Below are 25,500 nucleotides of genomic sequence, written 5' to 3'. Positions count from 1 at the left end.
ATCATACGATCATACGCAGGTCGCCACTCACGCTTCCGTCGGCCGGGGCTGACGATCCCCGGCGGCGAACCAGGGGTAGATGGACGGCAGGACGAGCGATGTGAGCATCGTCGATGTGAACAGACCGCCGATGACCACCGTGGCCAGCGGGCGCTGGATCTCGGCGCCCGGAGTGGTGGCCAACGCCATGGGAATGAAGCCCATGCCGGCCACGAGCGCGGTCATCAGGATCGGCCGCAGCCGCATGATCGACGCTTCACGCGCGGCGGCGTGCGGATCGAGGCCGTCCTGCCTGAGATGTTCGACGGCGCTCACCCAGACGAGCCCGTTCAGAACGGCGACGCCGAACAGCGCGATGAATCCGACCGCCGCCGAGATCGAGAACGGCAGCCCGCGCAAGACCAGCGCGAAGACGCCTCCGGTCGCCGCCATCGGCACGGCGGTGAAGATCAGGCAGGCCAGACGGGCCGAGTGGAATGAACCGTAAAGCAGCAGAAAGAGCATGACGAGGGCGACCGACGCGACGATCGCCAAGCGGCGGGTCGCCGATTCGAGATGCTCGAACTGGCCTCCCCACCGGACGAGGTAGCCGGGAGGGAATTCCACCTCGGCCTCGATCGCGGCGCGTGCGTCGGCGACGAAACCGGCCAGGTCGCGGCCCCGCACGTTGGCCCCGACGTATACCCGCCGCTGGATATTCTCGCGCTCGACCTCGCTCGGCCCTTCCTCGTTGGAGATGTCGGCTAGGTCCTTGAGGGGGATCGGGCGGCCCAGTTTGTCGACGATCCGGATCGAGCCGATCTGCTTGGGATCGTTGCGCCAAGACGCCGGCAGGCGGATCTGGAGCGGTCGGCGAATGTGGCCTTCGAAGACGGAGCCGACCGTCGTGCCTCCGAGGGCCGCTACGACGTCGAGCACGTCAGACGCCTTGATGCCGTAGCGCGCGAGCTGGTCGCGGCGGACGTTGATGCTCAGCAGCGGCAACCTCCCGGCCGAGGGCGCCTTGACGTCGTGCGCCCCGGGGATGCGCGCCAGCACCCGCTCGACCTCCGAAGCCTTCTGGCGCAGGACGTCGAGGTCCGTGCCGTAGATCAAGACGGCCACATCGCTCTTCACCCCCGCGACCAGCTCGTTGACGCGCATCTCGATCGGCTGGCTGAAGCCGAACTTGACGCCGGGGACGTTGTCGGTGAGCAGCTTGTCCATCTCATCGATCAAGCCGTCGCGCGTCAGCCCCGGGCGCCACTCTTCCTTGGGCTTGAGCATCGTCCAGACGTCGGTCTGGTGGACCCCCATGACGTCGTTGGCGATCTCGGGTCGACCAGTCTTGCAGTAAACCAGGCGGACTTCCGGGAACGTTCGCAGCAGCGTCTCGATATGGGTTGAGACCGGCACCGCCCGCTCGAGCGCCGCGGAGGGGATCTGCACGGCCTCGATGAGCAAGTCGCCCTCGTTGAGCCGGGGCATGAACTCGGCTCCGATGTTCCATGCGATCGGAAGACTCACGAGCACCAGAGCGAGCGCCGTGCCGAACGCCAGGAACGGACGACGGAGGAACGCGTCGAGGATCGGCACGTACCACCGTTTGAGAATGCGAATCAGCCAGATCTCTTTTTCCTGCGGCCGCGCGCTCAAACCCAGCGACGCCATGACCGGCATGAACGTGAGCGAGAGGACCAGCGAACCCGCGAGCGCGAAAATGACCGTCAGGGCCATCGGCCGGAACAACTTCCCTTCCGAGCCTTGCAGAGCCAGGATCGGCAGGTAGACGATCGTGATGATCAACTCGCCGAACATGGTCGGCTTGCGGACTTCGACGGCGGCGTCGAGGACGATGTCCTCCTTGAGCCGCGTGCCCCCCTCATGGGCCAACCGGCGGACGCAGTTCTCAATCATGATCACGCTCGAATCGACGATCAAGCCGAAGTCGATCGCGCCCAGGCTCATGAGGCTCGCCGAAACGCCCGTGGCGAGCATCACGTTGGCGGCGAACAGCATAGAGAGCGGGATGGCCAGTGCCACGATCAGGCCGCCTCGCACATCGCCGAGCATCAGCAGCAAGACGAGGATCACGAGCGCCCCGCCTTCAAGCAGGTTGTGCAAGACCGTGTCAAGCGTGCTGGCGATCAAATGCGTGCGGTCGTAGAGGGGCTCGATCGTCACGCCCTTCGGCAGCGCTTTCTGGATCTCGGCGATCTCGGCCTTCACATCCTCGACGACCCGGCGGCTGTTCTCGCCGATCAGCATCATCACGAGCCCGACGACGATCTCGCCCTGGCCGTCGCGGGTGGCCAGGCCCGATCGGATCATCGGCGCGGGGTGGACCGTCGCCACGTTGCCGATGGTGACCGGCACACCGTCGCGCTCGTCGACGACGATCGCCGCGACGTCGTCGACCGACCGCGCTTGGCTCACGCCGCGGATGTAACGGGCCTCGCCTTCGTGGACGAGATAGCCGCCCCCCACGTTGGCGTTGTTGTTCCGCAGCGCCAGGAACAGGTCGGTCATCGACAGCTTGTAATTGCCGAGCTTGTCGGGGTCGACTTCGACCTGATACGTCTTCACCTCGCCGCCGTGGCCGTTGATCTCGGTGACGCCGGGCACCTTGCGAAGCTGGAACGAGATGAACCAGTCGAGCAGGCTGCGAAGCTCCATCGGCGTGATCGACGAGCCGGCCTCGGCCTTGACCTGGAACTGGTACACCTCGCCAAGCGCCGTGGCGATCGGCCCCAGCGTGGGCGTGCCGTAGTTCGGCGGGATCGCCTCGGCCGCGCGCTGGAGGCGTTCGCCGACGAGCTGCCGCGCGCGGTAAAGGTCGGTCCCTTCGTGAAAGACGACCGTCACGACCGAGACCCCGAACTTGGACACCGAGCGAATCTGCTCGACGTTCGGCAGGCCGCTCATGGCGCCCTCGACCGGGAACGAGAGCAACGATTCGACTTCCATCGGCGACAGCGCCGGGGCTTCGGTGATGACTTGCACTTGGACGTTCGTCAGATCGGGCACGGCGTCGATCGGCAGATGCAGCGCCGAGTACACGCCCATTCCCGCGATGAGTGCGGTCGCGGCGAGGACGAAGAACCGATTCTTGAGCGACCCTTCGATGATGGCGTTGAGCATGGAGATTCCATCGTCTCGGAACGAGAAGTGAGGCGAGTGAGATCCTACGACGTCGGGTCGACGGTCAGTCTTCGTCGTTCGTGTTCTGGAGGATCAGCTCGCTCTTGAGGACGAAGGCGCCCGCGGCGACGACGACGTCCCCTTCCTTCAGCCCGGACTTGACGACGATCCGATCGCCGGTCTCGCGACCGGCCACGATCGGCCGAAGCGTGTAAGTCGTGCGTTCGCCGTCCGCGGCCCCCGGCAGGAACACGCCGCGACGGCCCTCGATCTCGACGACGGCGGCGGCCGGGACGGTGAGCGCCTCCTCACTGGCCGGGGCGTCGAGCAAGATCCGCGTGAACATACCCGGCCGCAGCAGACGTTCCGAGTTGTCGATCAAGGCCAGCAGCGACGTGGTCCGGGTCAAGGGGTCGACCAGGGAGCCGACCGAGAGGAGCTTCGCCTCGAAGATCCGTGTCGGAAAGGCCGACGCCGACAACCGGATGGGGCCTCCCTTGACGCTGGGGACCTTGGCGATGTCGGATTCGGCGATGCTGGCCGAGACCCATACGGTGCTCAGGTCGGCGAGGGTGAACAGCAGGTCGATGGGATCAGCCCGCTGGCTGAGCACCGCCGATTTATTGATGATCGACCCGTAGAACGGCGCCACGATCCGGTAAAGCGTGACGTCGTCGACGACCGCCGCCTTGTCGGCCTCGTCGGCGTGGTCGATCAGGTCTTGAATGTTCTCGTCGACCCCCAAGATTCGCAGCCGCTGACCGGCGTCGACGACCGCCGATTCGGCCAGCTTCATGGCCTGGTTGGCCAGTCGCGTCTGCTGCGCCGCGTCGAACCTGGCTTGCTCGATCGCGGAGAAGAGCCCGGCCTGAAGCCCCTGCCGCGTGTGTTTGGCGAGAATCGCGGGATGTTCGCCGATGATCTGCTGGCTGCGCAACTTGGTCGTCTTCTCTTCCTCGTGGGCGGCGATGTCGTACTGGGAGTAGGGCTGGAGAAGAATCCCTCGAAACGCGCCCAGCGGCTTGTCCGCGAATTCCTTCTCAAGGATCTCGGGATCGACTCCCTTGACGATCTCGGGGATCAGCAAGGCGACCGTCTCGGCGATCTTGTTCTTCCACTCGGCCTCGATCCGCGCCGTGAGCAGCTCGCGCTGCCTAGCCCGGAGGTTGAGCCGGGCGGTGCCGACGTCGGGGCTGTCGAGCGTCACCAACGGCTCGCCGCGCTTCACTTGCTGACCGAGCACGACGTGAACTTCACGCACAACGCCCGCGGCGCGCGACCGGATGTCGACTCGCCGGTCCGAGTTCAGCTCGATCCGGCCGGGTACTCCCAGTTCGGCCGCCAGGCGATCAATGCGGACCTTCTCCGTCGTGACGCCCGCCGCCCTGGACTTGATCTCCGACAGGCTGACGGTCGTCGCCGAACCGACCGCCGCCGCGATCGGCTCGAGCTTCGCGTTGACGGCCGACTCCGCCGTAAAATCGGCCTCCGACGAGCCCGTCAACCATTGATGGCGGGGAGGATCAGTCGCCAGATGAAAGATCAGGACGCCGATCGAAACCGCCGCGGCGAGCCACGGCAAGGTTCGCGTCAGCGCATGCCGGGTCGGAAACGTTCGAGCAATCGCAAAGGACATGGATGAAGACTCCGCACGAGTCGCCGAAGGAAGGAACTTCGAACCGCGGGTTGGCCGTGGACGCCCGCCCCGAAAGGCCGGAGTCGAACGTCATGAGACGGGCGGTGAGGGCTCTAGGCGAAGGCGCGGATGCGCTTCACCAAAGGGCGTCGGAGAGTCCACGCCAAGCCGCCGTCGTGATCGTCTTTTTCAGGGACGGCGATCACGAGCGAAGACGAGAAGGCGCAGAGGTTCGCCGCGTCTGGAGCCCTCGCGTACTCAGCAGTTCCAGCGGACGAGTCGCGAGCGGGCCGTTTCGCCAGACGTGTCGTCATCCGCGCCGCGCGCGCCGGCCCAAGCGTTCGGCGGCTCCAGCCGGGGCGAGTCGATCCCCTCGGCCCCGATCAGGGCGAGATCCAGCCACGACGCCAGGTCGGACGGCACCGAAACGCGGGCGCGTTCCTCCGAGAGGACCACCTGGTCGCTGTTCCACTCGGGCTGAAGCGAATCAACCACGTGCGCATGCAAGGCGGGAGTAGAACCGCCCGGCGTGATGTCGAGGGCCTGGGGAAGCAGCCAGTGCCAGTGCAGGACCGCGACGTCCTCGGTCTCGCCAGCCTGGGGATGCCAGCGGAGGAGATGATCGTGCTGAGGGCAGACTTCGCCGAACCCATGATGGTGGCGAATAATATGAAAGTCGGCCTGCGGCAGAGGGACGCGGAGCAAGCCGGGGATCAGCATGACGATCCCGACAACCTGCCACGCTACGGTTTTAGGCCGATGAAACATGGCCACGCCCGCCCTCGATCCGTAACAAACGACCTCCCGTACTCACACGAGTCTACGATATTATGAACCCTGGAAGGATACTGGTCAAGCCGGCGAGCCGCGCCGAGGCGCGGCGCTCCGCAACGGATCGCGCGACGGCGGTTCGATGACGATCGTCGGCCCGTCGTTCAGGTGCAGAATTCCGCTCATGCGACATACCCAAAACTCCGCCCCCCCCGCCCGCTCGCTCCTGGTCAGCGACTTCGACGGCACGATGACCCGCGAAGATTTCTACCAGCTCACCATCAAGAACCTCTTGCCGGCCGACGTCCCCGACTACTGGGTCGACTACCGCGCTGGCCGAATCACGCACTTTCAGGCGCTCCAGGCGTATTTCGCCGCGATTCGGGCCGACGAATCTACCGTCCGCGCGATCGTCGAGCGGATGCAACTCGATCCCAAGATCGCCACGGGCGTACGCAACCTCGACCGGGCCGGTTGGGACGTCATGATCACCTCGGCCGGCTGCGCCTGGTACATCCGGATCTTGCTCGCCGAGGCGGGGGTCGACGTCCCGGTCTTCGCGAATCCCGGACGATTCGAGGAAGGCCGGGGGCTGCTGATGGAACCGCCCGCTCCCGGGCCGTTTTTTTCCCCCACCCTGGGCGTGGACAAGGCCGCCGTGGTCCGCCAGGGGTTGCTCGACCACCGCCTGGTCGCGTTCGCCGGCGACGGATTCCCCGACCTCGACGCCGCCCGCCTGGTTCCCGAATCCCTCCGATTCGCCCGCGCCGACCTGGCCCAGGCGTTGACAGGCGAAGGTCTCCGCTTTCAGCCGTTCAACTGCTGGTCGGAGATCGCCCGCGCGCTCTGCGACCTGGATCGAACGGAATCGGCGCGAGCCGGCGCTACGGAGTCGTCGTCATGATCATCAAAACGCAGGTGGTGATCCCGTCGCTGGTGCGGGTCAAGCCGGGAGCGATCGATCGGCTGGGGCTTTATCTCAAGCGAGAAGGGCACACGAAGGCGATGGTCGTCGTGAGCCAGGGGATGATCCCCGAATATCTCGACCGCGTGCGCCGGGGCATGGGCGAACAGGGCGTGTCGTGCATCGACTGGATCGAAATCGGCGAGGCGTCGTTCGAGACCGCCACAAAGCTGTTCACCAACGTCCGCAAGGAAACCTCGGCCATGATCGGCCTGGGGGGCGGCAAGGCGCTCGACGTGGCCAAGTACGTCGCGTTCCTGGGCCGACTGCCGTATTACGCCGTGCCGACGTCGCTGTCGAACGACGGATTTTCGAGCCCGCAGTCGAGCCTGACCGTCGCCGGCCGCCGCAAATCGCTGGCCGCCGCCCTGCCCTCCGCCGTCGTCGTTGATCTCGACGTCTGCAAGGACGCTCCCCGGCCGCTCTGGCTGTCGGGAATCGGCGACCTCGCCTCGAAGCTGACGGCGATCTTCGACTGGAAGCTGGCCTTCCATCAGGTCGGCGAGCCGGTCGACGACTTCGCGGCGCTCCTGTCCGACGCCACCGTCCATCAGTTCCTCGCCCGCCCGTCGTTCGACCTCGAAGGGGCCCAGTTGCTAGCCTCGTCGCTGATGTTCAACGGCATCGCCATGGAAATCTGCGGCTCGTCGCGACCGGCCAGCGGCAGCGAGCACCTGATATCCCACGCCCTCGACGCAACCTCCGCGCGACCTCGACTCCACGGCCTCCAGGTGGGCGTCGCCACCTACCTGATGAGCCTCGTCCAGGAGAACCAGTCCGAGCGGATCGACGGCTTGTTCAACGAAACCGGATTCTGGCGGCAGATCGAATCCGACCCGTTCTCCCGCGCCGAGTGGCGAAGCGCCATTGAGATCGCCCCGACCATCAAGGACGATTTCTACACGATTTTGTCTCAAGACGGGGCTCAAGCCGAAGCGATATCCTTATTAGATCGAGATGAGCGGTTGAAAGCCTGTTTCGGCCCCTGATTCGATCCAACCAAGTCCCACTCCGTCTGCGATTGACACTTCGAGCAGGATAGGCAGACTATGCCGACCTTTCCGCGCAATCGCGGCTTGGCACGCGCGACATGACGTTGCGCACATAACGCCAGGGATGGCCATGAAAACGAGCTTCGTCCCCAGAGTCGTTTGCGGGATTTTCGTCCTCCTCATGTCGGCGGGCGCGAGCCTCCGCGCCGAGGACGGTCCGTCGCGTCCCTCGCGGACGGCGCCGGTCGAGCATCCCGGGCAGTCGAAGCACCAGCACAAGCGCGTCCTGCGGTACGAGTTCGGCCAGGGACCGCGATCGTACTGGATCTTCGAGCCGGCCGATCCGAAGCCGAAGCGAGCGCCGGTGGTGGTGTTCCTCCACGGCTGGTTCTCGGTCAACCCGGCGATCTACGGTGCCTGGATCGACCACCTGGTGCGATCCGGCAACGTCGTCGTCTTCCCGCGTTACCAGAACGACGTGGGTACGTTGCCGCGCGACTTCCTGCCCAACGCCCTGTTCGCGATCCGCGACGCGCTGACGGTCCTCGAAACGAGCGACAAGCACGTCCGGCCCAACCTCAAACACTTCGCTCTGATCGGCCATTCGGCGGGTGGGAACCTGGCCGCGCAGATCACTGCGGTCTCGGCCGATCCGCACGCCGGCCTGCCCCAGATTCGCGCGGCGATGCTGTTCATGCCGGGCGAAGTGCTCCCGCTGCGCGAGCCGAAGCTGAGCCTGATCCCCGCGTCGACCTTGATGATCGTCGCCGTCGGCGAGGACGACCTGTTGGTCGGCGACCTTCGCGGCCGACAGATCTTCGCGCAGGCCACCGCGGTTCCTCGATCTCACAAGCGGTACGTGGTGTTCCGGTCAGATCGTCACGGCTTCCCCCCCTTGATCGCCGAGCACACGGCTCCGACCAGCGCCAACCACCGGCTCGACACCGGCGAGGGGATCTTGCGGTCGTTCCAGCTCAGCCTCGGCGACGTCAACGCGCTCGACTGGGCCGGTTTCTGGCGGATCGCCGACGCCACTCTCGACGCCGCGTTCGCCGGCCGGAACCTGGACGAGGCCATCACCGACGAGGAGCAATTCACCCACCTGGGCTACTGGAGCGACGGCCGCAAGGTCACCCCTCCCTTAATGAGCGACAATCTCGACTCAATTCCCCGGGTCGTCCTCTCCAACGGCATCCGGATCATTCCCTGGGAATGGCCGATCAAGATCACCGAATCGTCCGCGCCGGCCGCCGCCGAGGCCGACCCCGTCAAGTAGCTTTCGCGCGCCGGTCGCCTCCATCCGCGCCCACGTCTCTTGCCCGTCCCGCCCGCGCGACCTCCGCCGACAAGGCTCGCCCGAACCCCTAAAACGGTGCGATGCACACAGTTTCTCCGGCTGAACGCCGGTGTTTCGGCTCGTCGCCTGATGGCCCTCGACAAACTGATTCCCGCGTGGAAACGAGCCGATACGAAAGTACGGGCGTCACCCCATGGGCAGGAGGTCAACGCGGCCATGTCGCGCAAGAGCCAAGACGATGCGATGAAGTCACTCTCCCCGCTTTCCGAGGCCGCATGTTCTCGTCCGGCGCTCCACGCCATGCAAGACGCGCAGACGGATCGCGAGATCGACGCGGCGTCGTCGCAAGAGCACATCGAGGCGTTGCGCCGGCAGATCGTGGCCCTTCAGCGGATCAGCAGTCTGGGAATCCTCGCAAGCGGGGTCTTCCACGAGCTGAACAACGCGCTGACGCCGGTCCTCAACTACGCGAAGCTCGGGCTCCGCAATCCCGACCCGGCTTACCGCGAGCGGGCCTTCAACCGCATCCTCGAAGCGGCCCAGCGGGCGACGACGATCACCGGGGGGATGCTCGGCCTGTCGCGCCCCGGCCGCGACCCGAACCACCGCGAGCCGATCGACCTGAACCGTTTGGTCGAGGAAGTGGTGATGCTGATCGGCAAGGACCTGAACCGGCACAAGGTCCGGCTCGAAGTCCAGTTGATGAGCCGGCCGTTCGCGAAGGTCAATCCGGCGCAGATCCAGCAGGTCTTGATCAACCTCTTGATCAACGCCCGCCAGGCGATGCCCGACGGCGGCGTCGTCCGGTTGAAGCTGGCGCTTGACCCGTCCGGCCGGATGGTCGAGCTGAGCGTGCTGGACCACGGCGAGGGGATCGCGCCCGAGAACCTCAGGCGGATCTTCGAGCCGTTCTTCTCCACCAAAACCGGCCCCGATTCGAGCGGAGTGGGGGGCACGGGACTGGGCCTGGCCGTCTGCCGCGATATCATCGAGGCCCACCACGGCCGACTCCGGGCCGAGAGCCGCCAGGGCCGAGGCTCGACCTTCACCCTGCTCCTGCCTTCCTGCCCGCCCCCCGAATCGTCGACCCGCGTCGGCGCGGCGTGAGCCGGGAGGCTGGGGCCGGAGGCCTTCCTCCAGCCCCACGCCGGGATGTGTTCACACGAAGAGACCGGCAGGCCCCTGAATCCTGACGCGGGGACGCTCCGCCCCGTTCAACGGGCCGGGCCGGATTCCGCCTCTTCGGCGCGGAAGGGCTCGCCGATCATCGCCTTCCATTGCGTGGACTGCTCCTTGGTGAGCAGGGCGAGAATCTGCTCAAAAGCCCCCTTCCGCAACGGCTCGGCCTTTGCTTCCAGGGCCATGGCACCCTCGTAATTCTTCGGCTGACCGCCCGGCTTTCGCCCCAGGTCTCGTAACGCTGCGACGAGCCCCTCGAGAATCGCGTTGATCTTCCCCTCCTGCTCGGCGGTCAAGTGCAGGTCCTTCTGTACGTCGAGATAGCGAAACGCCATCACGCCGCGCGACGTCAAAACGATCTGATCCAATCGCTTGATCTGGGGGGGCGTGAGGGTCTCGATCAGGGCTTTCCCAGCCTCTCGGTCGAGAAACGCGGCGATCTGCTCGGGGTACGTATCCGGGCTGCCCGTCAACCTGATCTCCCCTTTCCCTTTGACGAGGGCGGGCCGTTCGTTCCTCACTTTCTCGATCTCCGTGATCTTCGCCATCTGATCATCGGTGATCCTCAGCGCTTTCCGGATCACCTGCGTTGCGGGATGGGTGAGCATTAGCATCACCTGCGGGTTCCCCAGTCGTTCAAAAGCCGAATCCGGCCGGACGACGCTGGGCGAACCCGCCGGCTGGGCCCCGTCGTCGACCGCCGCTCGAGCGTTCGGAGCTTCCTCGACCGCCGCGAACTGGCCTGAGATCGCGGCCGACGGGCGGGCGGCGCGGAGGGTCAAGCCCATCCCGGGGACGAGGACGACCGCCCCAGCCACGAAGGCGAGCCGAGAGACCAAGGACGCCCGCCGATGATCAACTTTCCCAGATTTCATGATCGACTCCAATCGCAGTGACGTGACTTCCAACGCCCGCACGCCCGGAAGGGCGACGAGCGACCGCAATAGCGCCTTCTGTTCGAGGACGCTCAAAAGGGTCCGCGCATAGAGCGCCGGCTTGCAGCCGACGCCCGAGAGGACTTCCTCGTCGCAGCAACGTTCCCGCACGCGAGACGCCTGGGCGTTCGCCCACCAGATCAAGGGATGGAACCACCAGACGAGCTGCGCGACGAGTTGCAACGCGCCTGCGACGAGGTCGCCCCTTCGGACGTGGATCAGTTCATGAGCCAGGATGAGTTCGACCCGCTCCAACGGCTGGTGAGCCGCCAGCGCCTCCGGCAGCAGGATCGTGGGCCGAAAGAGGCCGAAGACGGCCGGTCCGATCGGCCTGGACGTCATGAGAAGTCGGACAGTCCCCCGCATGCCGAGCCGCCGTGACAGTTCCGTCAGCGTCGCGAGAAATCGGTCGTCCACGGGAAGCCTGGATCGTCGGATCACGACCGAGCAGGCGAGCCGCCTGCCGATCACGAAAGCGACGCTAACCACCGCGCCGGCGGCCCAGATCGAGAACGCCGCGACCGCCAGGCGATGATCTACAGCCGCCTCGACACGTCGAGAGGGCTCGCGCGTCGCGGCTTCGATCGCGATCGGCGACGCGACCAAGCCCCCGCGATTGGAGGCGACCACCGGGCTCGGGACGGCCATCTCGGCGACGGCGGCCGTCGGCGCCGCGACGTCGACCATGGCCCAACTGAAGAGACCCGTCGGGCTGCTCCACACCGGCGGCGCCATGGACTTGACGACGACCAGCATCCAGAGCGCATAAGCCAAACGAGGCCGGTCGCGGCACCAAAGCTTCGTCGCGATCCCAACGACGAGAGCCACGACCGTGACCTGCCAGATCTGAGCCCACGCCAGTCGCGCGAGCGCATCGAAATCGAAAGGCGTCACGACTCGTCCTCCAAACGGTCCAACAGTTCTCGTAGCTGGCGGATCTCGACGTCCGACAATCCGCGGTCATTGACTAGATGTTGAAACAGCGGGAGCACCTGGCCATCGAACAACCGATTCAAAAAGTCGTCCGTCACCTCGCCGACGACTTGATCCGGACGGATGATCGGCCGGTAGACGTTGCTCCGCCCCTCGCGCCGGGTTTCCAGATAGCCCTTGGCTTCGAGCCGTCGCAGGTAGGTCTGCACGGTCTTGAAGTCGAGACCACGCTCCACCGGCAGAGCGTCGAGAACCTGGCGCACCGTCGCGACCCCCAAATCCCATACGATCCGCGCCACCTCAAGTTCCGACTTCGCCGGAATGGGACGTTTGGACATCTTCGGCCTCCTTACGGCGTTCCAATGAAAGCCATTATGGCGTACACTTGAACGCCGTCAAGTTCCGACTGCAGGTCGGCTCGATTCGAGAACTACGAATCGCCATGTGACGACGGACTTACAGGCACCCCACGCGGCGATTTCCGTGCTGAACCGACGGGGCCGACCACGTTCACACGGCGGGAATCGCGAGGTTTCGCGCCGGCCGGCAAGGGACGTCCCACCCGGTGAACACCGGATGAGTCGCTTGTTTCAAGGAGTGATGAACGGGCTCGGGATTGAGCCTTTGGAGGGGGTTGTGAAAAGTGTGCCCGGCGGGATTTGAACCTGCAACCTTCGGCTTCGGAGGCCGACGCTCTATCCAGTTGAGCTACGAGCACATTACCCACTCATTTCAGCGTCGCCGGGGCTCCTTGTCAAGGCCGGCGTCGGGATGAATGGGCTCTACGGGCGAAACCGCGTCGTCAAAGTCAGTGAAATCCCTTCAGGGCCGCCGCCTCGTCATCGTAGATCGCGAAGAGGGACTCGAAGTGGCTGATGCGGAAGGTGTCTCTCAGGACGGGCCCGAGGCCGCAGATTCTAAGCTGGCCTTTCGCTTTCTTGACCTCGCGGTCAAGGTGCGCAAGCTGTGCGAGCATCATGCTGGAAAGGTACTGGACATTGCGGAAATTGAGCAGAAGCTTCGTGTGGTTCTGATCCTTGACCAGCGACGTCAACTCCGCTCCGACGTCCTGCACCAGGTCACTCGCGTACATCAACTCGGAACCGACGAAGTCGACCATCGCAACGCCGTCGATGTTCGTCACGCGGAGATGCTTGACTTCTGGAACGCTCATGGAAGTTTCCCCCGACACTGGCTCGGTCCTTGAGCTTTTCCAATCCGCGATCGAATCCCCCATCGGACTTTGACTCATCGGAGGGGGGCTCGTCAATCCCGACGATCGTTTCCGAGTGCGGCCCGCGTCGACGGGTCAGGGTTTGACGGTCTTCGGGCCGTTCTCGATCCAATCTTCATCGAAGATCGCCTGGTTGACGACGGACCGCCGTTCGGACGTGTAGACGACGTGGATCAGGCCGTCGCTCGCCTGGAAGGCGAACGGGTAGCCGAAATCGCCCTCGCCCTCGACGATGTTCCGACGGATCGGCCAGGTACGGTCGAGGTCGGGCGAGAGGGCCACGGTCAAGGGGGTCCGGCTGTTCATGCTGTCGTTGAAGAACAAGAGCAGCTTGCCGCTCCGCGTCTTCAACAGATCGACGGCCGCGTTGGGGTTCGGGAACGATGAGTTCGCTCCCTCCGCCCAGGTCAAGCCGCCGTCGTGCGACTCGGAACGGACGATATAGCCGATGGTCTCCGGCTTGTAGTCGCCGCTGCGACGGCAGTAGGACACCAGGTTCCCGGGCGACAGCTCGGCCGGCGCCGGCTGCTCGTTGCCTTTCGGCGAGTGGAGCGGGCCCGACCGGGTCCATTTCTTGGTCTTCGGGTCGTACCGCAGGAAGAACGAGTACGTGTCCGGGCCGGTGAATTCCTGGTCGCCGCCGGTTTCGTGGTAAAGCGGCAGCAGGTATTCGCCGGTGCTGAGTACGAGCGGCCGGTTGCGGACCAGCGTCCCTTCCTCCATCACCAGGAGCGAGGCGTCCGACCAGGTCTCGGCCTGATCGTTCGAGATCTTGGCCGCCACCCGGGAGTTCGACCACGTGTCGCCGTAGCGGACGACGTAGAACAGCCAGACCACGCCGTCGGGCGCTTCCCAGACGACCCCGTTGCCCAGCGAGTTGAACGGGTCGTGGGCGATCCGCTTCGGCGGAGTCCACGTCTTCGTCCCCTTCTTGAGCCGCGAGCCGAACACGCCGGTGTCGAGCGCGTATTCGCCCTCGCCGCCGTAATAGACCAGGTAGAAATCGCCGTTGCTCAGCTCGGTCATGCTGGCCGGATGCTTATAGCGACCGGTCGGGACTTCCGGCCCGAAAATCCGCTCGATGCGAAAGTCGCCCGCCTCGGCGTGAGGAGCGAAGCCGACGAGAACAGCCAGCGCGAACAGGACGGCGAGGTTTCTCGCGACGTTGCGATCCATGGGCGATTGATCCTGTTTCCGTGGTTTTCGGTCCGGTCGATTGCGAGAGGACGCCCAATCGTGGCATCCCCCTGCGCGCGAAGCAAGATCGCAGCGGCCCGGCGGGCCTGTCGTAGCGTCGCGACTGGCGTCGGTCTTCGATCTCGTGCCATACTCGTCTTGAGCGATCCGCCTACGATCACGCCTGAACGCGCCGATTCGCAATCATGCCGACCAACCGCCGGAAGCCCCAATGAAATTCCCGAGCCGCATCGTTGCTTTGAGCCTCTTCGCCCTCGCGGCCTCGGCGACGGCCGGTGAGCCGCCGCAGCCGCGCGACGACTTCCCACAGTTCATCGTGCCGGGTCAGGAAGCCCCGATGGCGCGACTCCAGGAGCTGTTCCGGCTCCACCACGACGGCGCCTTCACGGGCACCACGCTCTGGGACGCCTGGCTGCCGCACGCGACCCTCTGGGCGGCGACCGGGGAGAAGCCCGCGGCCGAGCCGGCGCGCTCGAAGTACCGCGGCGTCTTCCTGGCTCGGCCGATCGACGCCGAAGGCTACATCTCGATGCAGCAGCACCGCGGCCTGGCCCACAGCGAAGGCTGGCCGTTCCCGACGTTCCAGCAGGCCGGCGGCGTCGGCTGGTATTTCTCGACGGCCGACGAGGCTTACGGAGTCGGCCTCTACCAGTTGAAGCCGCTGACCAACACCGACGGCTGGGAGATCGAAGGGGCCGAGGTCGCGGGCTTCTCGCCCGATCGAGGCCTCGACCTGCGGGTCAACGCCGACGTCGTGACCGTGACCACCCCGCCGTTCACGTGCGCCACGCTCTCCGCCCCGTTCATCCGCCTGGAATGGGCCGCGCGCGGGCTGGGCGAGGACGCGAAGCCCTCAGTTTCGTGGCTTTTGAATGGAGAGAAGGAATGGCGGACGGAGCGTCATGCGGCGTTCGACCGGCTCTCGGATTCGGCCGGGCTGCGGTTCGCTAACATCCCGCTTTACAAGCAGGCCGGATACGACGGGACGCTGACCCGGCTCAAGTTCAGGTTCGACCAGGCCAAGGGGGCGACGTTGACCCTCAAGTCGCTGATCTCGGCGATCGACTCCCGGCATCCGATCACGAACGTCAACTTCATCCGGGGCGCGGCCGAGTATTTCTCGTGGACGACCGACCTGCCGTTCCTGAGATCGAACATCGGCAAGTTGCGCGAAGCGCTTCGGTTCGCGCTCCGCGAGTTCGGCGTCGAGAAGCACCACCTGGTCCGCGTCCCGTGGGTCGGGCACGAAGGGACGAGCGGCCTGGCGTTCGGGACCGACGGCAAGAAAACGCTGCGGGTGGGCCGGGGCGTGGGAAACAATTACTGGGACCTCCTCCCCTTCGGCGGCGACGACGCGCTGGCGACCATCTACCTGTACGACGCCCTTCGCGCGTTCGCGGCGATCGAGCGCGAGGCCGCCGCGCATCCCGAATGGACGATCCCAGCCGACGACCGGCCGTTCGAGGCCGACGCGCTCGTGAAGCTCGCCGAGCAGGTCCGCGCCCGCGCCTGCGAGACGTTCTGGAACGACGAGACGGGCCGGTTCGTCGGCTGGCGCGATCGCGACGGCCGCGCTTACGACTACGGGTTCGTGTTCGTCAACACCGAGGCCGTCGCTTACGGCCTGGCCACCGACGCCCAGGCGAAACGGATCTACGACTGGCTCGACGGCCGCCGCGTCGTGGCCGGCGACACCTCGCAAGGCGCGGACATCTACCACTGGCGGTTCGGCCCGCGATCGACCACCCGGCGCAACGTCGAGACCTACGTCTGGGCCTGGTCCGCCCCCGAGTCGATCCCCTGGGGGAGCCAGGTTCAGGACGGCGGCGGCGTGCTTGGCTTCACCTACTTCGACCTTATGGCCCGGCTCCGCACCCTCGGCCCCGACGACGCCTGGCGGCGGCTTCGCGAGGTGATCGCCTGGTTCGGCGAGGTCCAGGCCGAAGGGGGCTATCGCGCCTACTACGCCAAGCCCGGCCGTGGCACGCTGCAAGGCGGCGGCCCTCCCGGCGGCCTCGGCTTCGACAACGAATTCATGGAGAGCGTGCTCGTCCCGCAGGTCATGCTCTACGGATTCCTCGGGGTCGAGCCCCGCCCCGGCGGCCTCCGGCTCAACCCCCGCCTGCCGTCCGACTGGCCGTCGCTGACCGTCACCCGCATTCACGCCCAGGGCCACGTTCTCGACGTCGCCGCGTTCCCTGATGAAGTCAGACTGACCGCCCGGGTCGCCGACGGGTCCGAGTTCCTGCTCTGGCCTCCTGACGGTCGCTGGCGCATCGCCGACGCCGCATCAGCCGAGACCGGCCCGTTGAAGTTGCGATTCAGGCCGGGACGAACCATCATCTGTCGCCGCGTCAAGGATTGACGCCCCGCGCCGTCGGCGCGTGCGGCGGCGGAATCTTGGCGCGAACGCTGGCGGTCCGCCGCACCTCGACGTCTCGCGGAGGCGACGGCTGCGGCGACCCCAACTCCGACAGCGACGGCGGGGGGAACTCCGAGAGATCGATCGTCGGCAGCGGGGGAGCGGCGGCGAGCATACGGTCGGTCTGAGACGACCGCGCGAGCTGGTCGAGCGCCCGCCTCGCCTGGTCGAGATTCGGGCGCATCGACAGGGCTTGTTCGTACTCGCGGCGGGCGAGGTCCGTCTGGCCCGTCGCCGCCAGCAGGTAGCCGAGGTTGGCGTGGCCGATCGCGTCGCCGCTGTACTGGCTGAGCAGCGCGAGGGCCTCTTCGGAACGTCCGACCGCCGCCAGCGTGAGGCCGAGATTCGTCTTGATCCGCATGTCGCCGGGCGCCAGCCGAGCCGCCGATTGGAGCGTTCCCTCGGCGTCGGCCCAGCGCCCCTGGAGATAGTAGCTGTAGCCGGCGTCGTTCCAGATCTTGGCGTTGTGCGGGTCGAGTTTCAGGGCCTTCTTGTAATGGACCTCGGCCTGGGAGAATCGGCCGAGGCCGTCGAGGGCGTTGCCCAACCGGCGGTGGGCCAACGCTTCATCGCGCGACCGCGCCTTACCGATTCCGCTCCGCTCGCCGACCGCCAGGGCTTCCTGGTATTCAAGCAGCGCCGCCTCGTAATTCCCCTGGTTCTCGAAGACCTTGCCGAGATCGAGGTGGACGTTGAACCGCTGCGACGCGGTCGCCTCGGGCTTAAACGTTTGCTCGGCTCCCGCGGGCCGACTCAGGTCGACCGAGACGGTTCCCGGCCCCGACTCGATCGGCGCCTGCGGCGGCGGTTGCTGGGGCTGTGGGGTTCGCACCAGCTCGCGCGATCGGCAGCCGCCGAACAGCGTCAACGAGCCCAGCACGCAGCAGAGAAATTGCAACCGACGTTGGCCTCGCGCGGTCATCACTGGCTTCCTCCGCCGAACGCCGAGAGGCCGAGTTGGGGTGTGACCGAATACGTCGTGGCGGCCCCTTGGCTTCGGGAGATGATGTTGCCCTGATTGTTGACCGCCTCGGTCCCCATCTGGCCGGGGTAGAACGACGGGCCGACGACCACGCGCTCGGCCGGCAGCGGCCGACCGGCTCGCGCCATGGTTTCGAGGACCGCCTGGCGACGCGATTCCGCCAACTCCGGCTCGTCGGGCGTCCATTCGACGGTGATCGGCCCGATCCAGCCCGGCATACGGCCGTACATCAGGTTGAACCGCGAGGCCCCCGTGGGCGAGAACCGGTTTTCGCCGGGCAGGAAGTCGGTCTTGTAGAGCATGAAACGATGCTGGTCGGCCTTGGCCGTCTGCACGGCGAACTGCTCGCGAACGTACATGCCGAGGGGAGGCTCGCGGAACGTGTCGGGGTCGCCGATGAACCGGTCGTGGACCGCGTGCGACGCATGGTGCCACATCCGATGCAACGCCCCCTGGCGACGGCAGACCGGCTCCGTGGGCTGGGGCTGCGAGCCGACCGGCGATTGCCCGACCGCGCGACACGTCGCCAGGCCGACGATCACCACGCCCGTCGACCAAACCAAGACACCGATCCGATCGCGAATCATCAATCAACTCCTCCCCACTTCGCTTCGTCGTCGATCGACGCCGGCGTTCCATTTCATTCAATCGGCGTAACCGTGCGGGCCGATGACCCACTCACGCTCACTCTGAAAATGCTTCATCAGGTTGAGCGGGTCTTGCTCGGCCTTGGTCGCTCGGAACTCGCTCCCTAGCTTCCCTTCGAGCCGGCCCAGGAAGTAGAACTCGGCGTCGCTCGGCTGATTCACGCGGGCACCCGGCGTTTCGGTCACCTCGGAACGATCCAGCGGAGCGACCAGTTCGGGCGTGACCAGAATGATCATCTCGGTCTCAACCGTCGTGATCGTGTTGGCGCTGAACATGGGCCCCAGAAACGGCAGATCGCCCAGTCCCGGCACGCGGGTGGTGGAGGCGTCAGTGGTGAGTTGGAGCAAACCGGCGATCGCCAGTGTTTGGCCCTCGCGCAGTTCGACCACGGTGCGGGCGCTGCGCTCGACGATCGACGGCACCTGGCTCTGGTTGACCGTCGTGCTCTGGCTGAAATTGAGCTGGCTGATGACCGGCTCGACGTCGAGCCGAATCACGTCGTTGGGCAGGATCTCGGGAAGGAAGTTGAGGATCGTCCCGAATCGCTTGAACTGGATCGTGACGACCGCCGTGCCGCCGGGCAACGACGAGCTTTGCGGCACCGGGAACGGGAACTCGCCGCCGACCAGGAACCGGGCCGGCTGACCGTCGAGCGCCACCAGATTGGGCTCGGCCAGAATCTTCGCCAGCGAGTTCTTACGGAGGGCGTTGATGAACAGCGAGAAATGCCCCGCGTCGAAGACGCCGAACAGCTCTCCCCCGCTGGTCGCCGCGCCCGCGCCACTGAAAGTCGACACCAGCGGCTGAAGGAAGCCCCGGGGATCGGCCGCGGTCGAATGCCCCGCGTTCGCCGTCGCCGACACGGCCCCGACCTGGCCCGTCGACGAGCCCATGATCGAGCGCCCCTTCGTGTCCAGCCAGGTGACGCCTAATTGACGGAGCGCCTGGCGGTTCAGCTCGGCGATCTTGACGTGCAGCATGACCTGCCGGGGCCCCGGGACGACCACCCGATTGATGATTGTCATCCCCCCCGATTGCGATCCTCCCATAGCCATTCCGCCGCCCATGCCCGAGCCGCCGCCCATGCCCGAGCCGCCACCCATGCCCGAGCCGCCGCCCATGCCCGAGCCGCCGCCCATGCCCGAGCCGCTCATGCCGCCGCCGGTCGCCCCCGTTCGCATGCCGCCGCTCGAACGGACCGTGGAGGTGACGACCTGGAGGATGTCGGACATCATCTTGGCGTCGCTGACCTGGCCGTCGAGGATTACTTGCGGGCCGACCTGGCGTATTTTGACGTGCGACCCGGGGAACGCCTGCGCGATCCTCGATTCGAGCTCCCGCGTGTCGAGCGTCACCCGCACGAGGAACGACATCGGGCGATTGGTCTCGTCCCAGAGGGTCAGGCTCGTGGTCCCGAACGACTTGCCGTAGACGTTCAGGAGCCGGGCCTCGTTCTGGTCGTTGAGCATCTCGACGTCGGCCACGGCCGGGTTGGCGATTAAAACGCGCGTGAGCGTGCGCCGGGTCTGCATGAGTTTGGAGTCGCCGACGACCAGGGCGATCTCGGCCTCGGGCTCCTTGACCAGCTCGACGATGTCGGCGACGTCGTTGGCGATCGCGACGTTCGATCGTCTGGCGACCGGTCCGGGAGGCCGCCCGGGAACCAGCCCCGTCGTGTCGCGAGGGAACGTCAAGGTTCTCGGCCTGATCTCGGTGGGATCGACGGCCGTTCCCGGCGGGGGCTCGATCGGAATCACGCGGGGGACTTCCGGTTGCGGCCGAGGCGGAGGAGGCGTGGCGGGCGCGTCGGGTCGCGATGACGGCCCGTTGAGCGTCCGGGGGGGCTCGACCGCGTCGGTCGGCGCCTGCGGGGCCTTCGCCGAGTTCGCGTCCGGGACGCTCTGAAACGGCCGGACCACCTTCAGTGACGGTTCGTCTTGCGACTGAGCCCATGCGACTGCCGAGGCCAGGTGCCACGACGCCAACACGCCGATCAGGATGACCGGGCGACGGTTCGTCCATCGTCGACGATTCGTCTGGTGGTTCTTCAAGTCATCCCTCGGTCTTGTGAGAGCGGCCCCGACCTTATGGATTATCGCGATTCCGCCGATTACACCGAACGCTACGGCTTAACTCGGCATTTCTGGGCGTCTTTCTTGAGCCTTGATGGAAAACCCGACGCCAGGATCTTGTGGCGTCGGAAGTCCCGATTCCACAATGGTTTTCTTGCGACGCGGCGACGATCGCGGCGTCGCGGGTTCTTGCTCTTCGTCATTTGGCACGGGAGCCGCGTCATGAGCATCGTCATCGACCTGGCGGGCAAGACGGCCCTGGTCACGGGGGCGTCGCAGGGGATCGGGGCCGAGATCGCGCGGCGGCTTCACCGCGCGGGAGCCCGCGTGGCGATCAACCACCCCGACCTCGGCGACGGTCGGCCCCGCGCCGACGCGGAGGCGATCGCCGCCGAGTTGAACGTCCTGCGCGACGACAGCGCCCTGGCGACGGCCGCCGACGTCTCCGACCCCGACGCGGTCCGCGCAATGATGCAGGACCTTCAACAGCGGTGGGGCGGGCTCGACCTCCTTATCAACAACGCGGGCGTGCTGCGCGAGCATTCGCTGAGCAAGATCACGATCGAGGAGTGGCGGGAAGTAGTCTCGGTGAACCTCTCGGGCGTCTTCCACTGCTGCAAGTACGGTCTCGAAATCCTCCGCGACGGCGGCGGCATCGTCTGCATGGGGAGTCTCGCCGCCGAGGCGGGCTTCCACGGCCAATCGGCCTACGCGGCAACCAAGGCCGGCGTGCAGGCCATGGTCCGCGTCCTGGCCGGCGAGTCCGCCCGCCGCGGAATCCGCGTCAACGCCGTGGCGCCGGGAGTGATCGACACCCCCATGATCGCCGGCCTCGCCGACGGCGTCCGGACGCAGCTCGTCAAATCGATCGCCCTCCGCCGCCTCGGCCGCGCCGAAGAAGTCGCCGACGCCGTGGTGTTCCTCTGCTCGCCGCTGGCCTCGTACATCACCGGACACACCCTCGACGTCAACGGCGGGTTCGGCAAGTAGGCGCCTCGACGACCATGAATAAATCTTAATGAATCGCGTAAACACCCGATCATAAAATCGCGTCATGCGACGCCGCTGGTTCTCGGCAAGCTCTCCTGACGTCGGCGTTTCGGCGGATGTTCACGTGGAGGTTTCTCGAAACTTGAGCGGATCGCGCGCGCTTTTCGACCTTCCTCGCGATTGTTCTTCCGTGGGCGATGACGACACGGGAAGGAAACCGACGCCCCACCTTGCAACCGCGTCCATTTCGACGGATTCGCGCGGTCGCGAATGATTCCGATCCTCTGATGAAACAGGCGGCGCGGCCTGCATCGCCGGCTCTCCTTGTTTTCGAACTCCTTTTGAGGCGACGCATGACACGATTTTTTCGTCGACCCACATGCTGGGTCGTGACGATCTCGGCCTTCGTCCTGAGCTTCGCGGCTTCCTCTCCGGCTCGGGCGGGGACCATCCTTTCCGACAACCTGACCGCGACGACCGGCGGCACGGAAACCGCGGTCGCCGACAGTTGGCTGACCGCGGGCTTCGGCACCGACGGTGCGAGCTACACCCTGACGAGCATCACTTTGCTGCTTCAGCGGGACTCGATCAGCGGCCAGGTGGAGCTTGACGTTTACAACGACGGAGGCCTCCAGCCCGACGCCTTCGCGGGCGCTCTGTCGCTCGCCGGCGCGGTCTCCACGACCCTGTCGGAAACGACTTTCACAACAGCCGGCCTGGCGCTGGCCGCGGATTCAAACTACTGGGTCGTCCTCAAGGCAGTCACGGGGCAGTTCGCCTGGGCCTGGGCGAACGACGCCAGCGGCGTGGGCGTCGGCTTTCAACACACATGGGGATCGAGCGACGACGCCGGCTCGTCGTGGTTCACCTTCGACTCGTACCCGTTGCAGATGAGCGTCACAGCCGCGACCGCCGCCGTCCCCGAACCCAGCTCCCTCATCCCGTTCGCGCTCGGCTCCGGCGTCGTCCTGATTCATTACGCGCGCCGCTCTTCGGCCTCGACTTCGTCCCGCATCGTCTGATTTTCTTCGAGTAACGAGGACATCCCATGTCAGAGTCAAGCGATCCCACGCAGAACCACAAAGCGACCGCGACGAACCGGCGCGACGTGCTCAGAAAAGGCGTGACGGGCGCGCTGGCGGCCGTCGTGCTCGGGACGAAGGGCGCGGCGCTCGCCCAGAACCTCGTGGACGACACCCCCGGCGTGACCGAAGGCCCGTACTGGGTCGACGAGATGCTCAATCGCTCCGACGTCCGCAACGACCCCACGTCCGGCGTCGTCCAGGTCGGGCTGCCGTTGTACCTGGCGGTCAACGTGTCGCAACTCAACGTCGACGGGAGCGTCACGCCGCTGCCGGGCGCCTACGTCGACATCTGGCACTGCAATGCACTGGGCCTCTACTCCGACATGGCCGTCGAAGGCACGCTCGGCCAGCAGTTCCTGCGCGGCTACCAGGTGTCCGACGCGCACGGCAACGTCCGGTTCACGACCGTCTACCCGGGATGGTACTCGGGGCGGACTCCTCATATTCACGCCCGAGTGCGCGTTTACGATCATGCCAGCGACACCGTGACGTACAACTTCACCACCCAGTTCTTCTTCGAGGACGACGTCACGAACTCGGTTTACGCGAACGTCAGCCCCTACAACGACCGCCCGATTCGCGACACGTTCAACCTGACCGACGGCATCTATGAAGGAGGCTCCTTCGACGGCACTCCCGCGCAAGAGGCCGGCGAACTCCTGATGCTGCGGCTGGCGGCGAATCTGAAACGAGCCAACGGCTCGTTCAACATCGTGATCGACCTCACCGACCAGGCCAACGAGGGGGGAGGCGACGCGGGTCCGGGCGGTGGAAATCCCCCGCCGGACGGCGGTCCCCCTCCGGGCGGTGGAAATCCTCCGCCGGACGGCGGTTCCCCTCCAGGCGGCGGAACTCCCCCGCCGGGCGGGCCTCCGGCTTGATTCGTAGGCGGCGGCGACCGAACCGGCTCCGGAGATCTTCGCCGGAGCCGGTTCGTATCGACGAAGCAAGGAATTGAGCAAACCCATGCCGACACCAGGGCGCCACGCGAGTCGGCCCCCGAATCCATGCAAGACGGCCGAGGCCTTCGGCCGTCGTTGCATCTACACATCATCAATTAAAATTATCCAATAACCCAAGAACGAGTTGGCTTGCGACCCTCAATCCCCCGAATAAACGAACGGGAGCGGCCACACAGACTCGTACCATTCGAGTGACCATTTTCGCCGTCAAGGATTTTTGACGGCTTGAATCACGCCGGTGAAATTCAGGAGCTCACCGCGCGGCCCATGGAGGAGTTTGATGAATTGTCAGATGGAACTGAGACGCAAGACGCACACGAGGACCAAGCCGAGCACGCTCCTCTTCGTCCATATCCCGAAGACGGCCGGCACGACGTTCCAGTCCGTGCTGTCGCAGATGTACGACGATTACGACCATTGCACCGTGTATCCGGCCTGGCAGCAGGCGAAGGACGTGATCAAGTCGATCACCTGGAACGGTCGCCTGCGAGCCGTGGCAGGGCATTTCCCTTACGGTCTCCACCTCGAAGCCGAGATCCAGCCGTTCATCGAGAGCGACGTTCGGTACGCCACCTTCCTCAGAGATCCTGTGCGTCGCGTCGTCTCGCATTACAATCACGTGATGAACTCGGATCATCCGTCGCATCGAGAAATCCTCGGCAGGCATCCGACGCTTGAAAGCTTCCTCGAACATCCCTGGGCGCGTGACGTGCAAACGCTCTTCGTTTCCGGATGGAAACCCGAGGACGTCGCCCGCGCGCCCGGAAGGGCGGCGAACGCCTCGATCGAGATCCTCCGCGACCGGTTCGAGGTCGTCGGCCTCACCGAACGGTTCGACGAATCGCTCGCCTTGTTCGCCGAGGCCTTCGGCTGGCGGCTCCCGGAGTATACTTCGATGAACCTCGCCAGCGAGCGAATCAGGCGACTTCGCGTCGAGGAGCTCGCGCCGTCGCTCATCGATCGGATCAAGGCCGCCAACCGCTGCGACGTGGCGATTTACGAGTACGCTAGCTCTCTATTCGACGAGCGATGTTCCGAGACCCGTTCGAGTCACTATCGAGACCGGCCGGCCCGGGGCCGGCGAAGAGAATAGAGAGGGGCCCGCCGATGCGATGTTTCCGATTCCTCCTGGTCGCCTCGATCCTCGCCGCCGCGACCGCGGTCCTCGGAGTCCCGATCCGCGGCGACGAGGCGGCGGGGCCGATCCGCGTGCTCGCCTGGAACATCTGGAACGGCGGCGACGAGGCGAAGAACGAACCGTCGCCGGCCCGAAAGATCGAGAAGCAGAAGCGCGTCGCCGAGGCGATCCGCGCCAGCGGAGCCGACGTCGTTGCGATGGTCGAAACCTACGGCAGCGGCGAGACGATCGCCAGGGAGTTGGGCTTCCACTTCCACCCCAGGGGGACCAACGTCTCGATCCTCAGCCGCTGGCCCATCAAGGAAGACCTCTCGGTCTACAAGCCCTTCCACTGCGTCGGAGCGCTCGTCGAAGCCCCCGACGGTCGGCGGCTCGCGGTCTACTCGGTCTGGATCCACTACGTCGACGACGTCTGGACCGACCCGCACTCGCGGGACGGAAGAACGCCGGCCGACCTGATCGCCAAGGACGGTCCGAGCCGCGTCACCGAAGTCCGCGCCATCCTCGACGGCGTCACCGCGAAGACGGCCGCGCTTACGAACGCGACGGTGATCGTCGCCGGCGATTTCAACAGCAATTCGCACCTGGACTACACGGAGGCCGCCCGCGATCAATACGGCCTCGTCGTCGACTGGCCGGTGACCCGGACCGTGGCCGAGGCCGGCTTCCGAGACGCCTACCGCGTTTGCAACCCGAAGGTCGACCGTAAGAAGGATCGCACCTGGTCGCCCCGATCCCCCGATCAGATCCAGGATCGGATCGACTTCGTCTTCTGGAAAGGCGACGCCCTCGCCCCCCGGTCCGCGACCATGATCGACCAGGCCCCCGGCCGCTGGCCCTCGGACCACGCCGCCGTTCTGGTCGAGTTCGCCGCGCCCTGACCCGAAGCCGCTCTCCAAGCCGCGCGACCGGTCCGGACTTGCCCGCGCGGCTCGCGGGTGGC

The 25,500-nt window shown here is 65.9% G+C and carries 20 protein-coding genes and 1 tRNA gene; 10 read left to right on the top strand and 11 right to left on the bottom strand.

Annotated features, from left to right (window positions below):
* Positions 1–27: 27 nt before the first annotated feature.
* From BSF38_RS21175 to BSF38_RS21165, 3 genes are all read right to left on the bottom strand, one after another.
* On the bottom strand, positions 28–3,120 hold the full coding sequence (locus BSF38_RS21175) for an efflux RND transporter permease subunit (RefSeq protein WP_076348974.1): 3,093 nt from the start codon (positions 3,118–3,120) through the stop codon (positions 28–30).
* A 64-nt stretch (positions 3,121–3,184) separates the two neighbouring features.
* Entirely contained in the window at positions 3,185–4,756 is a 1,572-nt protein-coding gene (locus BSF38_RS21170; protein WP_083713187.1) for an efflux RND transporter periplasmic adaptor subunit, read from the bottom strand.
* 258 nt (positions 4,757–5,014) lie between these two features.
* Positions 5,015–5,524, bottom strand: coding sequence for a hypothetical protein (locus BSF38_RS21165; protein WP_076348970.1), 510 nt, complete (start codon positions 5,522–5,524; stop codon positions 5,015–5,017).
* A gap of 187 nt (positions 5,525–5,711) precedes the next feature.
* Between BSF38_RS21165 and BSF38_RS21160 the strand changes: the two genes are divergently transcribed.
* The 4 genes from BSF38_RS21160 to BSF38_RS21145 all read left to right on the top strand — a co-directional run bounded on the left by BSF38_RS21160 (position 5,712) and on the right by BSF38_RS21145 (position 9,887).
* Complete coding sequence (locus tag BSF38_RS21160; protein ID WP_076348968.1) at positions 5,712–6,431, top strand: HAD-IB family phosphatase; 720 nt, start codon at positions 5,712–5,714, stop codon at positions 6,429–6,431.
* On the top strand, positions 6,428–7,480 hold the full coding sequence (locus tag BSF38_RS21155; protein ID WP_076348966.1) for an iron-containing alcohol dehydrogenase family protein: 1,053 nt from the start codon (positions 6,428–6,430) through the stop codon (positions 7,478–7,480). The genes BSF38_RS21160 and BSF38_RS21155 overlap by 4 nt, the downstream gene beginning before the upstream one ends.
* A gap of 133 nt (positions 7,481–7,613) precedes the next feature.
* Entirely contained in the window at positions 7,614–8,759 is a 1,146-nt protein-coding gene (locus BSF38_RS21150) for a dienelactone hydrolase family protein (RefSeq protein WP_076348964.1), read from the top strand.
* Positions 8,760–8,996: 237 nt separating this feature from the next.
* Positions 8,997–9,887, top strand: a complete 891-nt coding sequence (locus tag BSF38_RS21145; protein WP_237170554.1) for a sensor histidine kinase — start codon at positions 8,997–8,999, stop codon at positions 9,885–9,887.
* A 107-nt stretch (positions 9,888–9,994) separates the two neighbouring features.
* Here BSF38_RS21145 and BSF38_RS21140 read toward each other — a convergent pair whose 3' ends face one another.
* The 5 genes from BSF38_RS21140 to BSF38_RS21120 form a co-directional block, all read right to left on the bottom strand.
* The gene (locus tag BSF38_RS21140; RefSeq protein ID WP_076348962.1) at positions 9,995–11,788 is read right to left on the bottom strand and encodes a M56 family metallopeptidase; all 1,794 of its coding nucleotides are present in this window, start codon (positions 11,786–11,788) and stop codon (positions 9,995–9,997) included.
* Entirely contained in the window at positions 11,785–12,165 is a 381-nt protein-coding gene (locus BSF38_RS21135; protein WP_076348960.1) for a BlaI/MecI/CopY family transcriptional regulator, read from the bottom strand. The genes BSF38_RS21140 and BSF38_RS21135 overlap by 4 nt, the downstream gene beginning before the upstream one ends.
* A 306-nt stretch (positions 12,166–12,471) precedes the next feature.
* Positions 12,472–12,545, bottom strand: a tRNA-Arg gene (locus BSF38_RS21130).
* 90 nt (positions 12,546–12,635) lie between these two features.
* Complete coding sequence (locus BSF38_RS21125; RefSeq protein ID WP_076351245.1) at positions 12,636–13,001, bottom strand: STAS domain-containing protein; 366 nt, start codon at positions 12,999–13,001, stop codon at positions 12,636–12,638.
* Positions 13,002–13,136: 135 nt separating this feature from the next.
* Positions 13,137–14,237, bottom strand: a complete 1,101-nt coding sequence (locus BSF38_RS21120) for a sialidase family protein (protein ID WP_076348958.1) — start codon at positions 14,235–14,237, stop codon at positions 13,137–13,139.
* 232 nt (positions 14,238–14,469) lie between these two features.
* Here BSF38_RS21120 and BSF38_RS21115 point away from each other — a divergent pair, with 232 nt between their 5' ends.
* Positions 14,470–16,623, top strand: coding sequence for a glycosyl hydrolase family 65 domain-containing protein (locus BSF38_RS21115; RefSeq protein ID WP_076348956.1), 2,154 nt, complete (start codon positions 14,470–14,472; stop codon positions 16,621–16,623).
* Here BSF38_RS21115 and BSF38_RS31455 read toward each other — a convergent pair.
* From BSF38_RS31455 to BSF38_RS21100, 3 genes are read right to left on the bottom strand one after another with little or no spacing between them, the layout of a single operon-like run.
* Complete coding sequence (locus tag BSF38_RS31455; protein ID WP_076348954.1) at positions 16,613–17,602, bottom strand: tetratricopeptide repeat protein; 990 nt, start codon at positions 17,600–17,602, stop codon at positions 16,613–16,615. The two genes, BSF38_RS21115 and BSF38_RS31455, sit on opposite strands and share 11 nt — an antisense overlap.
* On the bottom strand, positions 17,602–18,249 hold the full coding sequence (locus tag BSF38_RS31450; protein WP_076348952.1) for a hypothetical protein: 648 nt from the start codon (positions 18,247–18,249) through the stop codon (positions 17,602–17,604). Before BSF38_RS31450 ends, BSF38_RS31455 begins: the two co-directional genes overlap by 1 nt.
* 57 nt (positions 18,250–18,306) lie before the next feature.
* Complete coding sequence (locus BSF38_RS21100) at positions 18,307–20,361, bottom strand: type II and III secretion system protein family protein (protein ID WP_237170553.1); 2,055 nt, start codon at positions 20,359–20,361, stop codon at positions 18,307–18,309.
* A 243-nt stretch (positions 20,362–20,604) separates the two neighbouring features.
* Between BSF38_RS21100 and BSF38_RS21095 the strand changes: the two genes are divergently transcribed.
* The 5 genes from BSF38_RS21095 to BSF38_RS21075 all read left to right on the top strand — a co-directional run bounded on the left by BSF38_RS21095 (position 20,605) and on the right by BSF38_RS21075 (position 25,438).
* A complete protein-coding gene (locus BSF38_RS21095) occupies positions 20,605–21,372 on the top strand; it encodes an SDR family NAD(P)-dependent oxidoreductase (protein WP_076351241.1) in 768 nt (255 codons plus the stop codon).
* Between the two features lie 353 nt (positions 21,373–21,725).
* Positions 21,726–22,394: a choice-of-anchor R domain-containing protein gene (locus BSF38_RS21090; protein ID WP_145952249.1), complete on the top strand. Its 669-nt coding sequence runs from the start codon at positions 21,726–21,728 to the stop codon at positions 22,392–22,394.
* A 26-nt stretch (positions 22,395–22,420) separates the two neighbouring features.
* Positions 22,421–23,338, top strand: coding sequence for a dioxygenase family protein (locus tag BSF38_RS21085; protein WP_076348948.1), 918 nt, complete (start codon positions 22,421–22,423; stop codon positions 23,336–23,338).
* Positions 23,339–23,699: 361 nt separating this feature from the next.
* Complete coding sequence (locus tag BSF38_RS21080; protein WP_083713173.1) at positions 23,700–24,512, top strand: sulfotransferase family 2 domain-containing protein; 813 nt, start codon at positions 23,700–23,702, stop codon at positions 24,510–24,512.
* A gap of 14 nt (positions 24,513–24,526) precedes the next feature.
* A complete protein-coding gene (locus tag BSF38_RS21075) occupies positions 24,527–25,438 on the top strand; it encodes an endonuclease/exonuclease/phosphatase family protein (protein WP_076348944.1) in 912 nt (303 codons plus the stop codon).
* Positions 25,439–25,500 lie beyond the last annotated feature (62 nt).

It is taken from the genome of Paludisphaera borealis (genome assembly GCF_001956985.1).
Classification (GTDB): domain Bacteria; phylum Planctomycetota; class Planctomycetia; order Isosphaerales; family Isosphaeraceae; genus Paludisphaera; species Paludisphaera borealis.
The sequence above is the reverse complement of the archived record's forward strand: the minus strand, read 5'-3'. Positions and strand labels throughout refer to the sequence as shown.

What these genes read in the sequence shown, in the direction of transcription:
- BSF38_RS21165 (WP_076348970.1), bottom strand. Translation starts at nt 5,524, where the DNA reads ATGTTTCATCGGCCTAAAACCGTAGCGTGGCAGGTTGTCGGGATCGTC.
- BSF38_RS21155 (WP_076348966.1), top strand. Translation starts at nt 6,428, where the DNA reads ATGATCATCAAAACGCAGGTGGTGATCCCGTCGCTGGTGCGGGTCAAG.
- BSF38_RS21090 (WP_145952249.1), top strand. Translation starts at nt 21,726, where the DNA reads ATGACACGATTTTTTCGTCGACCCACATGCTGGGTCGTGACGATCTCG.
- BSF38_RS31455 (WP_076348954.1), bottom strand. Translation starts at nt 17,602, where the DNA reads ATGACCGCGCGAGGCCAACGTCGGTTGCAATTTCTCTGCTGCGTGCTG.
- BSF38_RS21125 (WP_076351245.1), bottom strand. Translation starts at nt 13,001, where the DNA reads ATGAGCGTTCCAGAAGTCAAGCATCTCCGCGTGACGAACATCGACGGC.
- BSF38_RS21170 (WP_083713187.1), bottom strand. Translation starts at nt 4,756, where the DNA reads ATGTCCTTTGCGATTGCTCGAACGTTTCCGACCCGGCATGCGCTGACG.
- BSF38_RS21150 (WP_076348964.1), top strand. Translation starts at nt 7,614, where the DNA reads ATGAAAACGAGCTTCGTCCCCAGAGTCGTTTGCGGGATTTTCGTCCTC.
- BSF38_RS21160 (WP_076348968.1), top strand. Translation starts at nt 5,712, where the DNA reads ATGCGACATACCCAAAACTCCGCCCCCCCCGCCCGCTCGCTCCTGGTC.
- BSF38_RS21120 (WP_076348958.1), bottom strand. Translation starts at nt 14,237, where the DNA reads ATGGATCGCAACGTCGCGAGAAACCTCGCCGTCCTGTTCGCGCTGGCT.
- BSF38_RS21095 (WP_076351241.1), top strand. Translation starts at nt 20,605, where the DNA reads ATGAGCATCGTCATCGACCTGGCGGGCAAGACGGCCCTGGTCACGGGG.
- BSF38_RS21135 (WP_076348960.1), bottom strand. Translation starts at nt 12,165, where the DNA reads ATGTCCAAACGTCCCATTCCGGCGAAGTCGGAACTTGAGGTGGCGCGG.
- BSF38_RS21075 (WP_076348944.1), top strand. Translation starts at nt 24,527, where the DNA reads ATGCGATGTTTCCGATTCCTCCTGGTCGCCTCGATCCTCGCCGCCGCG.
- BSF38_RS21085 (WP_076348948.1), top strand. Translation starts at nt 22,421, where the DNA reads ATGTCAGAGTCAAGCGATCCCACGCAGAACCACAAAGCGACCGCGACG.
- BSF38_RS31450 (WP_076348952.1), bottom strand. Translation starts at nt 18,249, where the DNA reads ATGATTCGCGATCGGATCGGTGTCTTGGTTTGGTCGACGGGCGTGGTG.
- BSF38_RS21145 (WP_237170554.1), top strand. Translation starts at nt 8,997, where the DNA reads ATGTCGCGCAAGAGCCAAGACGATGCGATGAAGTCACTCTCCCCGCTT.
- BSF38_RS21175 (WP_076348974.1), bottom strand. Translation starts at nt 3,120, where the DNA reads ATGCTCAACGCCATCATCGAAGGGTCGCTCAAGAATCGGTTCTTCGTC.
- BSF38_RS21115 (WP_076348956.1), top strand. Translation starts at nt 14,470, where the DNA reads ATGAAATTCCCGAGCCGCATCGTTGCTTTGAGCCTCTTCGCCCTCGCG.
- BSF38_RS21080 (WP_083713173.1), top strand. Translation starts at nt 23,700, where the DNA reads ATGAATTGTCAGATGGAACTGAGACGCAAGACGCACACGAGGACCAAG.